Consider the following 13,739-nt stretch of genomic DNA (forward strand, 5'->3'; position numbering starts at 1 on the left):
TCGTAGCAGAAAGGAATTGGCGCGAAGTGTAGCACAGGGGAGAGGAGGGAATTATTGATATCAGAGGGTGAGTGTGCGGGGTAGCCCCCCCGCACACGTAATACAATCCGTAGGCCGGATAAGACGCGTTCGCGTCGTCATCCGGCAATTCACGATTACTCTTCGTGGTCTTCCCACGCCAGCGCGCGTTTAACCGCTTTCTTCCAGCCGCTGTAACGGTAGTTACGTTCAGTGGTTTCGATACCAGGGCGGAATTCACGTTCGATGACCGCTTTCTCCTGCAGTTCATCAAGGTTCTGCCAGAAACCGACCGCCAGACCGGCCAGATATGCCGCCCCCAACGCCGTTACTTCACGCACTTCCGGACGCTCAACGCGTGTTCCGAGAATGTCAGACTGGAACTGCATCAGGAAGTTGTTGGCGACCGCGCCGCCGTCCACGCGCAGGGCATGCAGGCGAATACCGGAGTCTGCCTGCATTGCTTCCAGTACGTCACGAGTCTGGTAAGCGATAGATTCCAGCGTTGCGCGGATGATGTGGTTGGAGTTTACGCCACGGGTCAAACCGAAGATCGCGCCACGCGCATACGGGTCCCAGTACGGTGCGCCCAGGCCCGTAAAGGCTGGTACCACGTACACGCCGTTGGTGTCCTTCACTTTGGTCGCAAAATACTCGGAGTCGAAAGCGTCGCTGATGAGCTTCATTTCATCTCGCAGCCACTGAATGGAGGCGCCCGCCATAAACACGGCGCCTTCCAGCGCATAGTTCACTTCCCCGGTTGGGCCGCAGGCGATGGTAGTCAACAGGCCGTTTTCGGACTTCACTGCTTTCTCGCCGGTGTTCATCAGCATAAAGCAGCCCGTGCCGTAGGTGTTTTTTGCCATCCCTTCCTTCACGCACAGCTGGCCGAACAGTGCGGCCTGCTGGTCGCCGGCGATACCGGAGATAGGAATACGGGTGCCGCCTTTACCGCCGATATTGGTCTGGCCGTAAACTTCGGAAGAACGACGCACTTCCGGCAGCATGGCGCGCGGAATATCCAGCGCATCCAGCATCTTATCATCCCAGTCCAGGGTGTGGATGTTGAACAGCATGGTACGTGAGGCGTTGGTGTAATCCGTCACGTGCACGCGCCCCTGGGTCATTTTCCAGATAAGCCAGGTATCAACGGTACCGAACAGCAGTTCGCCGCGACGTGCACGCTCACGAGAGCCTTCGACGTGGTCGAGGATCCACTTCACCTTGGTGCCGGAGAAATAGGGGTCAATGACCAGACCAGTGTTATTGCGGATGTACTCTTCCATGCCATCGCGCTTCAGGCGCTCGCAGATATCCGCGGTACGACGGCACTGCCAGACAATCGCGTTATAGATAGGTTTACCGGTCTCCCGTTCCCAGACGATGGTGGTTTCACGCTGGTTAGTAATCCCGATAGCTGCAATCTGATCGGAACTGATGTCCGCTTTGGCCAGAACTTCCACCAGCGTAGAGCTCTGCGTTGCCCAGATTTCCATTGGGTCGTGTTCTACCCAGCCTGCTTTCGGGTAGATCTGCTCAAATTCGCGCTGTGAGACGCTGACGATATTGGCATCATGATCCATCACGACGGCGCGGGAGCTGGTCGTTCCCTGGTCGAGCGCAACGATATATTTTTTCTCAGTCATAATTATTTGTCCCGTAGTCACATTACAGCGAAGCTTTTTGTTGTGAAGTGGTCGTGGTTTCCTTCTCTTCCACGGCACAGGTATCGCACGGCAAATGGCGACCGATCAGCTTGCGATAGGCGAAAGCGCCCAAAATAGCGCCAACGATGGGGCCAAACAGCGGCACCAGGAAGTAAGGAATATCTTTGCCGCCGGTAAAGGCGACATTACCCCAGCCCGCGAGCCAGGCGAACGCTTTCGGACCGATGTCACGCGCCGGGTTCATCGCAAACCCGGTCAGTGGGCCCATGGATGCGCCGATAACCGCAATCAGTAAACCAATCAACAAAGGAGCCAGTGGGCCACGCGGTACACCGTTACCGTCATCAGTCAGCGCCAGGATCAGCCCCATCAGGATAGCGGTAATCACCATTTCAACCGCGAAGGCCTGCACAAAATTGATATGTGGGTTGGGATACGTTGAGAAAGTGCCAGCCAGATCAACACTCTCAATGCTGCCACGTACAATATGGTGCGTTTGTTCAAAGTCGGCGAAAAGATTGTAGTAAAGCCCGTAAACTAACGCCGCTGCGCAAAAGGCACCGGCAAATTGAGAAAGGATAAAAGGAACAACTTTGCGCTTGTCGAAACACGCAAACAGCCACAACGCGATGGTGACTGCCGGGTTGAGATGCGCGCCAGACACACCTGCGGTCAGGTAGATAGCCATGGCTACCCCCAGTCCCCAGATGACGCTGATTTCCCACTGTCCAAAAGACGCACCCGCGACTTTAAGCGCAGCGACACACCCCACACCGAAAAAAATCAACAACCCGGTACCGAGGAATTCAGCAATGCACTGGCCTTTCAAGGTTGATGTTTGACTCATAATCGGATCCTGAAGAGTTTAATGGTTATTGTATGCGAGGAGGTCACTGACGTCCGCGATGCCCTGTAGGCACACTGTTAATTTATCGTTAACGAGCACAAACGAGAAATATCGAAATTAAAATGTGTGTGCTCTGTCAATAAAATGAGCGTTTTCGCGCTGTAAGGCGCGTTTTGTTATACAAAAATGGTGTGAGCTGAATCATTTCACTAACCAAAGTGTTAACACTTAAGGGTTAGGTCGTCGTTGTCTGTAAGAGTCGACTGAAAAGTGTTGCAAACCGCAATCAGCGCGGGATGCTGCTGGACAGGGAGGGCGGGGCTTCATACAATCGGCACTATATATTGTGCGCGTTCACGTGAAGCGTCGCCTTGCAATTCAGGAGAGTATGACCATGTCTTTAGAAGTGTTTGAGAAACTGGAAGCAAAAGTACAGCAGGCGATTGATACCATCACCTTGTTGCAGATGGAAATTGAAGAGCTGAAAGAGAAGAACAACTCGCTGTCACAGGAAGTGCAATCTGCACAGCACAGCCGAGAAGAGCTCGAGCGCGAAAATCAGTCTCTGAGAGAACAGCAGAACGGCTGGCAGGATCGTCTGCAGGCGCTCCTTGGTCGTATGGAAGAAGTCTGATTCCGAATTTTTTCAAAAGGCACCCAGGGCGGTGCCTTTTTTATATCAGTGAGGATAGAATCGCTTTTTATTGCAGTCGCAAGGAATGCGAAATGAGCAGAAGAAGCGATATCATTGATGGTTCAGATAGATTTATTACTCGTGATATTACGTATGGCTTAGTCTACACCGATAACCTGGGTTGGATTGACTTAGGGCACGCAAATCCAGGCGGTGCTGAACACTTATGGTCACAAATGACGGCCTATCATAGTGGCAATGATGGATACTTTGAGGTTAATTATTTTCAGAGGATGTCAAAAAATATTGCTGGCATAAGAACTTCCACTGGAATTTATAAGAAATTCCATGTGCGAGGAGGTTTAAGTGAGCCATTATTGAAAAGCGTAGCTTTATCCATTTTTTTGAGTACATCCCTACAATTTGAAGCACTACAGAATCACTGGCCTTATATAATTATCACAGATAGCGGCTATAGTGTCGAAGATCTCGTTTCAGACCTTTTGGGTTTTTACCAGGCCGTCGACTACGCAGATTATACCCCTTTCCTTCATATATGTTCCAAAGAAAAGGCTTACCGTATCTGGGACTATTATGGTCCGGTAGGACAGTTTAAAAACAAAAACATTCGTCCTTTACTTTTTCCAGACCCTCTCGATAAAAGTATTAAACATCAACCCTATTTCGGACATCTACCTGCGTTTATGTGTACGGTAAGCCCTGTAGCAGATCCAAATATTGTTCGTGAGATATTCATATGAATAGGCTCATTATCATTAGTTTGATTATTATATTTGCGTTGCTTTATTGCCTTTTTGCGCTAACACCATTTATCTGTAAGGAGTACACGCAAAGTGATTTTATTGAATATCATATATTGACTCCGAAACCACTAAAATCAGCTCCCAGGGTTACAGAAAACTGGTATTTTATAAGCCAAACTAACGAGGGTAGTGGTCAACAAATAAGTTCTCTTGTATTCACAGGGATAAAGACACAGAATCTTCAGAAGTTGCGAGAAGAACTAGATTTATATATTGAACACTATACAGATAACCATGTGATTATGTCTGTTTCTGAGGAAGACGATAACGGGAGCGTTCGTCTTCGCCTCACCTGTTACGATAACGTTGATGGCAGATAAAAGAAAGGCCATCATTTGCTGACGGCCTTTTTTGATCACTCGATATCGAGCGGGTCTTCGGAGAGGATAATCCCTGTGTTGTCGGCGTAGAGGTGGTCGCCGGAGAAGAAGGTCACGCCGCCAAAATTAACGCGGACATCGCTTTCCCCAATCCCTTCCCCTGCGGCTCCAACCGGAATCGCGGCTATCGCCTGAATGCCGATGTCCAGCTCTTCCAGATCGTCTACCTGACGCACCGCGCCATAGATGACCAGACCCTCCCATTCATTCTGTACCGCCAGACGCGCCAGTTCGGCGTCGACCAGTGCACGACGGACAGAACCGCCGCCGTCGACCAGCAGAATGCGACCACGGCCATTTTGTTCGAGCAGATCGTACAGCAACCCGTTGTCCTCGAAACATTTCACCGTGACGATTTGTCCGCCAAACGACGACCGTCCTCCAAAGTTAGAGAACAGGGGTTCCACGACGTTGACATCTTCTTGATAGATGTCACAAAGCTCGGAAGTATCGTATTTCATAGGCTTAACGTTCAGTTGCTGCGAGAATTTTTAGTATATCGCGCTATGCGTACTGTTGGCAAAATCATCAATTGTTAATTGATATTTGTCAGTTATCTTGCCCACTGGCTTAGGAAAATCCCGACAACAAACAGCAGGTTAGTCAGCAGGGCTGCTTTTACGGTGCGCTCAAGCATCGGGCGCATCGCCGCCGGTTCCATCTGGCGCAGCACGTATTGCGCCTGTTTTACCAGTACCGGTGCAGCCAGCAGGAACAGCCAACCCCACGGACTTTGCAGCGAAAGCAGGTTAAATAGCGCCAGGCAGACCAGTGTTCCCATCAACAGACAGGCATGATAACGGCGGGCATTCACGGCTCCCAGACGGACCACCAGCGTGTTCTTGCCATTTTCCCGATCGCTGTTGATATCACGCAGGTTATTGATATTCAGCACGGCAGTGGCCAGCAGACCACAGGCGGTAGCCGGAAGGATTAACGCCGGGATCAGCGTATGCGCCTGCAGATACCAACTGCCCATCACGCTTAGCCAGCCAAAGAAGACCAGCACGGAAATATCGCCCAGGCCGATGTAGCCATAGGGACGATTACCCACGGTATAAGTGATAGCGGCAATGATCGACAGCACGCCAAGCACCAGGAAACCGACAAAATCTGCCGGTGTGCGGCACGCCACGACAACCAGCGAGAGTCCGGACAAGCAAATGAGTACGACGGTGATGATCAGCGCGCGCTTCATCTCCTGTTGGGTGATTACCCCTTTCTGCATGCCACGCAGCGGCCCGATACGGTCCGGTTTGTCGCTGCCTTTAACAGCATCACCATAGTCATTGGCGAGATTTGACAGGATTTGCAGAAGCCCCGCCGTAATGAGTGCCAGCAGGGCAACCAGCGGATCAAAGTATCCCTGCCACCATGCCAGAGCCGTACCGACGATGATCGCCGCGAAGGCGAGCGGTAGGGTCTTGGGTCGTAAACTTTCCAGCCAGGCCTGGGAGCGGCTAATTTGTTGTTGTTCAGTCATATTTAGCGCCAATAAAAATGGGGCCTTTCAGCCCCATCAACAATGATGAAAATGCAGTGAACGCGATTATAGGATAAAACGGCTCAGATCTTCATCTGCGACCAGCGCATCCAGATGTTTGCTCACATAATCCGCATCAATTGTGATGCTTTGACCATTCAAATCGCTCGCATCATAGGAAATATCTTCCATCAGGCGTTCCAGAACGGTGTGCAGACGACGGGCACCGATGTTTTCGGTGGTCTCGTTAACCTGCCATGCTGCTTCCGCAATACGCTTGATTCCGGATTCCGTAAACTCAATGTTGACACCTTCGGTCGCCATCAGCGCTTTGTACTGCACGGTGACAGAGGCGTTAGGCTCCGTCAGAATGCGTTCGAAGTCGCTGGTGGTCAGCGCCTGTAGCTCTACGCGGATCGGCAGACGTCCCTGCAACTCCGGAATCAGGTCAGACGGTTTCGCCACCTGGAATGCGCCGGAGGCGATAAACAGGATGTGGTCGGTTTTGACCATACCGTGTTTGGTGGAGACGGTGCAGCCTTCAACCAGCGGCAGCAGGTCGCGCTGTACGCCTTCACGGGACACGTCCGGACCGGAGGATTCGCCACGCTTACAGATTTTGTCGATTTCGTCGATAAACACGATCCCGTGCTGTTCAACGGCGTCGATGGCTTCCTGTTTCAGCTCTTCAGGATTGACCAGCTTAGCCGCTTCTTCTTCAATCAGCAGCTTCATCGCGTCTTTGATTTTCAGCTTACGCGCTTTCTGCTTCTGCCCGCCCAGGTTCTGAAACATGGACTGCAGTTGGCTGGTCATCTCTTCCATTCCCGGAGGCGCCATGATTTCCACGCCCATCGGCGCGGCGGCAAGATCGATCTCGATTTCTTTATCGTCGAGCTGGCCTTCACGCAGTTTTTTACGGAACGCCTGACGCGCAGCGGACGGTTCAGACTGTTGCTCCGCCTGGCCCCAGTTATTTTTAGCCGGTGGGATCAGTACATCAAGAATGCGCTCTTCTGCCATTTCTTCCGCACGATAGCGGTTTTTCTCGATCGCCTGGACGCGCACCATTTTGATGGCGGCATCAGTCAGATCGCGGATAATAGAGTCGACTTCTTTACCGACATAACCCACTTCGGTGAATTTTGTCGCTTCCACTTTGATGAACGGTGCGTTGGCAAGTTTTGCCAGTCGACGGGCGATTTCGGTTTTACCGACGCCGGTTGGGCCAATCATCAGAATGTTTTTCGGTGTGACTTCATGGCGCAGCTCTTCGTCGAGCTGCATGCGACGCCAGCGGTTACGCAGGGCAATTGCCACGGAGCGCTTGGCGTTGTCCTGGCCGATGATGTGCTTGTTCAGTTCGCTGACGATTTCGCGTGGGGTCATTTCAGACATGGGAGATCCTTACGCTTTAGACGGTAATTCTTCAATGGTATGGAAATGGTTGGTGTAAATGCAGATATCACCTGCAATATCCAACGCTTTTTCCGCAATGTCGCGAGCGCCGAGCTCGGTGTTTTCCAGTAGAGCACGTGCCGCAGCCTGGGCGTAGGGACCGCCGGAGCCGATGGCAATCAGATCGTTTTCCGGCTGCACGACGTCACCGTTACCGGTGATGATGAGGGAGGCGGTTTCATCCGCGACCGCCAACAGCGCTTCAAGTTTGCGCAGCATGCGATCGGTACGCCAGTCTTTTGCCAGCTCAACGGCGGCTTTGACCAGATGTCCCTGATGCATTTCCAGCTTGCGCTCAAACAGTTCGAACAGCGTGAACGCATCCGCCGTACCGCCCGCAAAGCCAGCAATGACTTTGTCGTTGTACAGACGACGCACTTTCTTCACGTTGCCTTTCATTACGGTGTTGCCCAGTGTGGCCTGACCATCACCGGCGATAACCACATGGCCGTTACGGCGTACGCTTACTATTGTTGTCACGAGCAGACCCCTTGGTTACAAATACAGAATACAAGCCCCGCACGGTGTGCGGGGCATAATGCAACTATAGATGGGGGGGATTTTGGGGGTTTCAACCCCCGGAGGCGAGTCGAATACAGTTTGTGTGACCTGCCATCTTCAGACGGCTAATGGTGCTGTCGGCATTTTCTTTGCCTTTCACTGGCCCGATGACCACTCGATTCCAGCCATTATTGGTGGTGATTTTGGAGTCAAAGCCTTCGAAAGCCAGTTGTGCACGCACGGTTTCTGCCTGCTCAGCACCTTTAAACGAACCACATTGCACCATCCAGCGACGTTCATCTTTCTTCTCTGCTGTCGGCTTCGGTGCGTCTGGCACACGCTCAACCGGCGCGGCTGGCTGTGTTTTCGGCTGCGACGCCGTGGTGTGCGCCGGTGTCTGTAGCAGATCCTGATACGGCTGCGACGTTGCGGCAGGTTTCTGCGGCTGCGCGGCAGGCTTTGACGGTTGCTGTACCGGTGCTGTTTGCGCTGTCCGCGTTTGCGTTTGTGGCTGCGTACGCGGTTGTTGAACCGGTGGCGTATTGTTCCACTGCTGCTGTTGCTGCTCGACCTGACGCTGCTGAGCCTGGCGCTGCAACGTTTGTTGACGTTGTGCCGGTGTCTGCTCGTTCCATGGCACTTCGTTAAGCTGCGTCGGTTGCTGGCGCATATCCGCCTGCATTTGCGCAAGTAACTGGCGCTGTTCGTCAGTCAGTTGATCCGGCTTCATGACTTCACCGCCAGCAGAAGGTTCTGTCGGCGCACGTACGCCCGGCTGACGGCTTTCCAGCTCTTTAATATAGCGCCAGCGCTCTTCCGGCTTCGGTGGAAGCCCGTTGCCGGTCACTTTCTGACCCTGCAACGTTTCGGATTCTTCTTTTTTATGATGCGTAATGAAGTACAGACCACCGATAAAGGCCACAAGTACGGCGGCGGCAATGGCGACCATTGCGGGAGATACCGCAGACGTGTTGCGTTGCTTTTTCCGTGAGGTGCTCTTTTTGCGCCGCGAAGGTGCCGGTTGGCCGCGACGTACATAATCTCGTTGTGCCACTATCGTTTCGCTGTATTGATTCGTTCGTCAGCCCGCCATGTTACTTAAGCGGCGGGCCTTTGACCAGACACGGTGTCTGAAAGGTTTACGTTAAGGCGCGCGTCGTACCCCGAAGGATTAACTCACAGTCCATTAAACGCGAGCCGCTGTTGACATTTTGCCCCTGAATTTGGTCAAGCAGCAACAGCATCGCTTCACGACCAATTTCGAAGCGCGGTTGCGCAACGGTGGTCAACGGCGGATCGCTAAATTCCGCCAGAGCGATATTATCGAACCCAATGATCGACAAATCACCCGGCACTTTGATTCCCTGGCGCTTGGCCCACGAGAGCGCGCCAAGCGCCATGACGTCGCTATGGCAGAACACCGCCGTGGGCGGTTGCGGCAGGTCAAACAGTTGTTTGAGCGCATTGCCGCCTGCTTCGTAGGTAAAATCCCCGCGGGCGATATAGTGCGGGTCAACGGTAATGCCACTGCGGCGTAGCGCCTGCACGTATCCCTGCAAGCGGTAGTGACACAGCGGCATCTCTTCCGGCCCGGCGATGCAGCCAATGCGCTGATGTCCTAGTTCATGCAGATAGTTTACGGCATTGAAGGCAGCGGTCAGGTTATCGATATGGACGGTGGGCAGCTCCAGTTCCGGCGCAAACTCGTTCGCCATCACCATCGGCGGTAGATTGCGCTGTTCTTCAATGCTGGCGTCAAACGGCAGACGAGAGCCCAGCAGCAGCATGCCATCAATTTGCTTGGTGATGATAAGATTAACGAAGGTTTTTTCCTGCTGGTTCTGATGTGCACAATCGCCGATCAGCACCAGATAGCCATGACTGGCGGCGGTGACCTCGATCCCACGGATCAGTTCGCTAAAGAAGGGATCGCAAATATCCGGAACAATCACCAGGATGGTTCGCGATTCATTACGCTTAACGTTGCGCCCCGCCACCTGCGGTAAATACCCTACCTCGACAGCGGCCTGCTCAACCCGGTTTCGGGTGGACTGAGAGACTTTATCCGGGTTCATTAATGCGCGGGACACCGTTGCCGTTGAGACTTTCGCCTTCATAGCAACATCTTTCATTGTAGCGGCAGCAACCTGCTTATTCGGTTTCACTCTTTCTCCTCGCCTGGGAAACCCGGCGCAGCACAATCCTTGTTTAAATTCACATCGGAAACATTTTTATCAGATAGCGAATGGAAACGGTTACAGAATTTTCATAAAAAGTGTGATGGATGTTGAATTTTACGATCCGCCTCGCATCTGAGGGGGTTATCCCTCAATGGGATCGACATCCAGTACCCATTTCACCTTGCGCGAATCCGGTAACGTATTGATGAGCGCGAGTGTTCCACTGACGATATGCTGCAAACGAATTCGTGACGGATGCTGCAATAAAATCTGCCAGCGATAGCGCCCGCCGCGCTTCGGTGCCAGCGCCGGAACCGGGCCTAACACCCAGAGTTTGTCATCTGCCAGCGGGCTGGCCTGAATCAGATTACGCAACTGCTGCAAAAAAAGCGGAGCCTGCTGATTATTATGATCTTCTGCACGCACAATGACATGACTGGTCCACGGCGGCAGTTGCATCGTTTGACGTTCGGCCAGCGCCTGTTCGGCAAACGCGTCATAGCCTTTATGCAACAGGGTTTGCAGTAGCGGATGTTCTGGATGGTGGGTCTGCAACACCACTTCCCCCTGTTTGCCTGCGCGTCCCGCGCGCCCGGAAACCTGAGTGTAAAGTTGGGCAAAGCGTTCCGCCGAGCGGAAGTCTGCCGAGAACAATGCACCATCTACATCCAGCAGCGCAACCAGCGTCACATCAGGGAAGTGGTGGCCTTTCGCCAGCATCTGGGTACCGATGAGGATCCTTGCGCCGCCGCGATGCACCTCCGCCAGATGCTGTTCAAGCGATCCTTTTCGGCTGGTGGTGTCACGGTCAATGCGTGAAATCGGCACGCCGGGAAAGAAGGGGGCTAAGGCTTGTTCAAGCTGCTCGGTGCCTAACCCGACCGGCACCATATGCGTGGAGCCGCAGGAGGGACATTGACGCGGTACTGGGCGCTGACTGTCGCAGTGGTGGCAGCGTAAGTGGTGTTGCGCCTGGTGCAGGGTGTAGTAGTGGTCGCAACGCGGACACTCTGCAATCCAACCGCAGTCGTGACAAAGTAGCGCAGGCGCAAAGCCCCGGCGATTGAGGAATAAAATCACCTGGTTGTCGGCCTGTAAATGCTGCCGCATACGGGCGATCAGCGCTGGAGCCAGTCCGGCCTGTACCTGCTGACCTTTTAAATCCAGCACGTGCTGGGTGGCGGGACGCGCGTTTCCGGCCCGACGCGTCAGGCGTAGCATGCGGTATTTTTTCTGTCGCACGTTGCACAGCGTTTCCAGCGCCGGAGTCGCTGAGCCGAGGATGATCGGGATGCGTTCACTGTGGGCGCGCCAGACCGCCAGATCGCGCGCATGGTAACGCCAGCCTTCCTGCTGTTTATAGGAACTGTCGTGTTCTTCATCGATCACGATCACGCCAAGGTTTTTAAACGGTGTAAATAAGGAAGAGCGGGTGCCAATGACGATTGCCGCTTCGCCGTTTTTCGCCTTCAGCCAGGCAGAGAGGCGTTCGCTGTCATTGAGGCCGGAATGCAACACTTCCACTGGCGCGTTAAAACGTTCGCGAAAACGGGCGATGGTTTGCGGCGTCAGGCCAATTTCCGGCACCATGACCAGCGCCTGCTTCCCCTGCGCCAGAACGTTTTCCAGTACGCTCAGGTAAACTTCGGTTTTACCTGACCCCGTCACCCCGGCCAGCAGCCAGGCGGAGAAACTGTCTGATGCACTGTGAATGGCGCCAACGGCGGTGGCCTGTTCGGTGTTCAGACGCAGTCGTTCGCCGCATAGCGCGTAAGTTGTGCGCCAGTCGCTAAAACCAGGCGTTTCGCTTGCCAGTTCACACAACCCTTTTTTACGCAGGGCCTGAAGCGCGGCATCGTTGAATTCGAGATCGGCCACGCGATCGCGCCAGATTTTTCCTTGCCGCAATGCAGCCAGCGCCTGTTGCTGTTTCGGGGAACGTTTCAGGCTATTGAGATCAACAACCCGGCCTTCTTCGGTGGCAAACCAGTACCACATTGGCGCGTTGGTAGCGGGTTTCCCCTGACGCAACAGGATGGGCAGAGCGTGGAACAGCACATCGCCGATGGGATGATGATAATAATCTGCCGCCCAGACCAGCAGACGCCAGACGGAGGTCGAAAAGAGCGGCTCAACATCCAGCACATCAACGATCGCTTTCAGTTCATGCAGCGGCAGTTCGCTTTTGTCGCTAACCGAAACCACGATCCCGACGCGTTCCTGTTTGCCAAACGGCACGCGCACGCGACACCCTGCCTTGACCTTCATACCTTCCGGCAGAAGATAGTCAAAGGTGCGTGGAAGCGGAACGGGTAAGGCAACGTGCGCTACGGGCATAAATCGTCCTGACTTGAAATCTGGCGGGTTAGTATACACATTAGTGGCGGGTGATGAGCGAATCAGTTTGCATGAGCAGGCTAATTTCTGTATGATTCGCCGCCTTTGATGCAAATTGATTGTGTCAAAACTATACTATCAACATCGCGTGGTGTCTGGCGTTAGGGCTGGAAGAGCGACGCGGCCTTAAACTGAGGTTTCCCATGAAAAAAGATATTCACCCGAAATACGAAGAAATTACTGCTACCTGTTCTTGCGGTAACGTCATGAAAATCCGCTCTACCGTTGGTCACGATCTGAACCTGGACGTGTGCGGTAAATGCCACCCGTTCTACACTGGCAAACAGCGTGATGTTGCAACCGGTGGCCGTGTTGACCGCTTCAACAAGCGTTTCAACATCCCGGGCGCGAAATAAGTTTCGCGGTCAGAAAAAAGCGCCGAAAGGCGCTTTTTTTGTATCTGAACTTTATCTTTTCTATATTTATCATTGATGTCTTGAATAAATAGCAAAGTTGTAATTTGAAATACTGTTTTTAATTTATCGATAAATTGTTTCCATTGGTGATGCTTGTCTCTCTTATCTTTCTTTTTTTGCCACAATTTTTAGTGGCTGGCAAAATTTAAAAGGTTTTCACTTTCCCGCTTAAATAAACTTCACAACGTAATATGCAATTATTTTTATCTTTGTTGTTGACGTTTCCTATTGAGAGGGATTGCTATGAAGCGTGGATATATATTATTACTTATTCCATTATTATTTGGGGCCGCTCACGCAGGCTATGTAGATTATCGTCATGAATATTATGATGATGGGCGTAACTATGACCGTGTTTATATGTCTCACCGTTTTGCAACTGGTTTTGGTGTGGCAGTAGAAGCTATCTCCCGTTCCGATGATGCACAATCTAATGATGCATGGAACAATATGGAAAGCAATGGCAACGAGTACACTGCAAGCTATCAATTCACCTGGCAGGGACTCATCTGGCAGCCGGGCATCGCGGTTGAAACGGGTGATAATATAGCCATCTATAAGCCTTATCTTCGCGTACAGTATAATATTAATGACAACTGGTGGACAGCTTTCCGCTATCGTCAGGAATATATGCGCAGAAACGCTGATGGCAAAGATGACCGGATGGTCTATCGCCCGGAAGCGTGGCTCGGTTATAACGTCAATAACTGGATGTTTGAACTCAACGGCATTTATAAAATTGCCGATAGTGAAGATTTGTATAACAACAAAGATCAAGATTATGAATATAACTTCCGTGTTGCTTATAAGATAGGTTCCTGGGTTCCTTTTATTGAAGTGGGTAATGTGTCCTCTGGTTATAACACGACAACGACGGACGATCGTCAGACGCGTTATCGCGTGGGTCTGGGCTATAACTTCTGATTGTTAATCC

At 52.3% G+C, this 13,739-nt stretch carries 13 protein-coding genes; 4 read left to right on the forward strand and 9 right to left on the reverse strand.

Annotated features, from left to right (window positions below; translation table 11 throughout):
• Nucleotides 1–155: 155 nt before the first annotated feature.
• Entirely contained in the window at nt 156–1,664 is a 1,509-nt protein-coding gene (gene glpK, locus KE671_RS20940; RefSeq protein WP_042325572.1) for a glycerol kinase GlpK, read from the reverse strand.
• Between the two features lie 22 nt (nt 1,665–1,686).
• Nucleotides 1,687–2,532, reverse strand: coding sequence for a glycerol uptake facilitator protein GlpF (gene glpF, locus KE671_RS20945; RefSeq protein WP_042325574.1), 846 nt, complete (start codon nt 2,530–2,532; stop codon nt 1,687–1,689).
• A gap of 388 nt (nt 2,533–2,920) precedes the next feature.
• Between glpF and zapB the strand changes: the two genes are divergently transcribed.
• Together zapB and KE671_RS20955 are read left to right on the forward strand one after the other, a co-directional pair.
• Nucleotides 2,921–3,166, forward strand: a complete 246-nt coding sequence (gene zapB, locus KE671_RS20950) for a septal ring assembly protein ZapB (RefSeq protein ID WP_195506317.1) — start codon at nt 2,921–2,923, stop codon at nt 3,164–3,166.
• Nucleotides 3,167–3,258: 92 nt separating this feature from the next.
• Nucleotides 3,259–3,927 carry a hypothetical protein gene (locus tag KE671_RS20955; RefSeq protein ID WP_206164580.1) on the forward strand — a complete coding sequence of 223 codons (669 nt, stop codon included), beginning with the start codon at nt 3,259–3,261 and terminating at the stop codon, nt 3,925–3,927.
• A 418-nt stretch (nt 3,928–4,345) separates the two neighbouring features.
• Here the strand turns inward: KE671_RS20955 and rraA are convergent, their stop codons facing one another.
• The 7 genes from rraA to priA all read right to left on the reverse strand — a co-directional run bounded on the left by rraA (nt 4,346) and on the right by priA (nt 12,329).
• Nucleotides 4,346–4,831, reverse strand: coding sequence for a ribonuclease E activity regulator RraA (rraA, locus tag KE671_RS20960; protein WP_042998924.1), 486 nt, complete (start codon nt 4,829–4,831; stop codon nt 4,346–4,348).
• Between the two features lie 92 nt (nt 4,832–4,923).
• A complete protein-coding gene (menA, locus tag KE671_RS20965; protein ID WP_206164581.1) occupies nt 4,924–5,853 on the reverse strand; it encodes a 1,4-dihydroxy-2-naphthoate polyprenyltransferase in 930 nt (309 codons plus the stop codon).
• Between the two features lie 66 nt (nt 5,854–5,919).
• Nucleotides 5,920–7,251, reverse strand: a complete 1,332-nt coding sequence (gene hslU / locus KE671_RS20970; protein WP_044257468.1) for an HslU--HslV peptidase ATPase subunit — start codon at nt 7,249–7,251, stop codon at nt 5,920–5,922.
• 9 nt (nt 7,252–7,260) lie between these two features.
• Complete coding sequence (gene hslV, locus KE671_RS20975; protein ID WP_015966504.1) at nt 7,261–7,791, reverse strand: ATP-dependent protease subunit HslV; 531 nt, start codon at nt 7,789–7,791, stop codon at nt 7,261–7,263.
• 91 nt (nt 7,792–7,882) lie between these two features.
• Nucleotides 7,883–8,866, reverse strand: coding sequence for a cell division protein FtsN (gene ftsN, locus KE671_RS20980; RefSeq protein WP_206164582.1), 984 nt, complete (start codon nt 8,864–8,866; stop codon nt 7,883–7,885).
• Nucleotides 8,867–8,951: 85 nt separating this feature from the next.
• Entirely contained in the window at nt 8,952–9,977 is a 1,026-nt protein-coding gene (gene cytR / locus KE671_RS20985) for a DNA-binding transcriptional regulator CytR (protein WP_206164583.1), read from the reverse strand.
• A gap of 156 nt (nt 9,978–10,133) precedes the next feature.
• Nucleotides 10,134–12,329, reverse strand: coding sequence for a primosomal protein N' (priA, locus tag KE671_RS20990; RefSeq protein WP_206164584.1), 2,196 nt, complete (start codon nt 12,327–12,329; stop codon nt 10,134–10,136).
• Between the two features lie 203 nt (nt 12,330–12,532).
• On the opposite strand from priA, the gene rpmE reads away from it, so the two are divergent.
• On the forward strand, nt 12,533–12,745 hold the full coding sequence (gene rpmE, locus KE671_RS20995; RefSeq protein WP_206164585.1) for a 50S ribosomal protein L31: 213 nt from the start codon (nt 12,533–12,535) through the stop codon (nt 12,743–12,745).
• 303 nt (nt 12,746–13,048) lie between these two features.
• Nucleotides 13,049–13,729, forward strand: a complete 681-nt coding sequence (locus KE671_RS21000) for an oligogalacturonate-specific porin KdgM family protein (RefSeq protein WP_206164586.1) — start codon at nt 13,049–13,051, stop codon at nt 13,727–13,729.
• Nucleotides 13,730–13,739 lie beyond the last annotated feature (10 nt).

The sequence above is a fragment of the Citrobacter amalonaticus genome, from assembly GCF_018252635.1.
GTDB classification, from domain to species: Bacteria; Pseudomonadota; Gammaproteobacteria; order Enterobacterales; family Enterobacteriaceae; genus Citrobacter_A; species Citrobacter_A amalonaticus_E.

Excerpts from the sequence above, each read along its gene's own strand:
- priA (WP_206164584.1), bottom strand. The coding sequence starts at position 12,329 with ATGCCCGTAGCGCACGTTGCCTTACCCGTTCCGCTTCCACGCACCTTT.
- KE671_RS21000 (WP_206164586.1), top strand. The coding sequence starts at position 13,049 with ATGAAGCGTGGATATATATTATTACTTATTCCATTATTATTTGGGGCC.
- glpF (WP_042325574.1), bottom strand. The coding sequence starts at position 2,532 with ATGAGTCAAACATCAACCTTGAAAGGCCAGTGCATTGCTGAATTCCTC.
- rpmE (WP_206164585.1), top strand. The coding sequence starts at position 12,533 with ATGAAAAAAGATATTCACCCGAAATACGAAGAAATTACTGCTACCTGT.
- hslU (WP_044257468.1), bottom strand. The coding sequence starts at position 7,251 with ATGTCTGAAATGACCCCACGCGAAATCGTCAGCGAACTGAACAAGCAC.
- rraA (WP_042998924.1), bottom strand. The coding sequence starts at position 4,831 with ATGAAATACGATACTTCCGAGCTTTGTGACATCTATCAAGAAGATGTC.
- zapB (WP_195506317.1), top strand. The coding sequence starts at position 2,921 with ATGACCATGTCTTTAGAAGTGTTTGAGAAACTGGAAGCAAAAGTACAG.
- menA (WP_206164581.1), bottom strand. The coding sequence starts at position 5,853 with ATGACTGAACAACAACAAATTAGCCGCTCCCAGGCCTGGCTGGAAAGT.
- glpK (WP_042325572.1), bottom strand. The coding sequence starts at position 1,664 with ATGACTGAGAAAAAATATATCGTTGCGCTCGACCAGGGAACGACCAGC.
- KE671_RS20955 (WP_206164580.1), top strand. The coding sequence starts at position 3,259 with ATGAGCAGAAGAAGCGATATCATTGATGGTTCAGATAGATTTATTACT.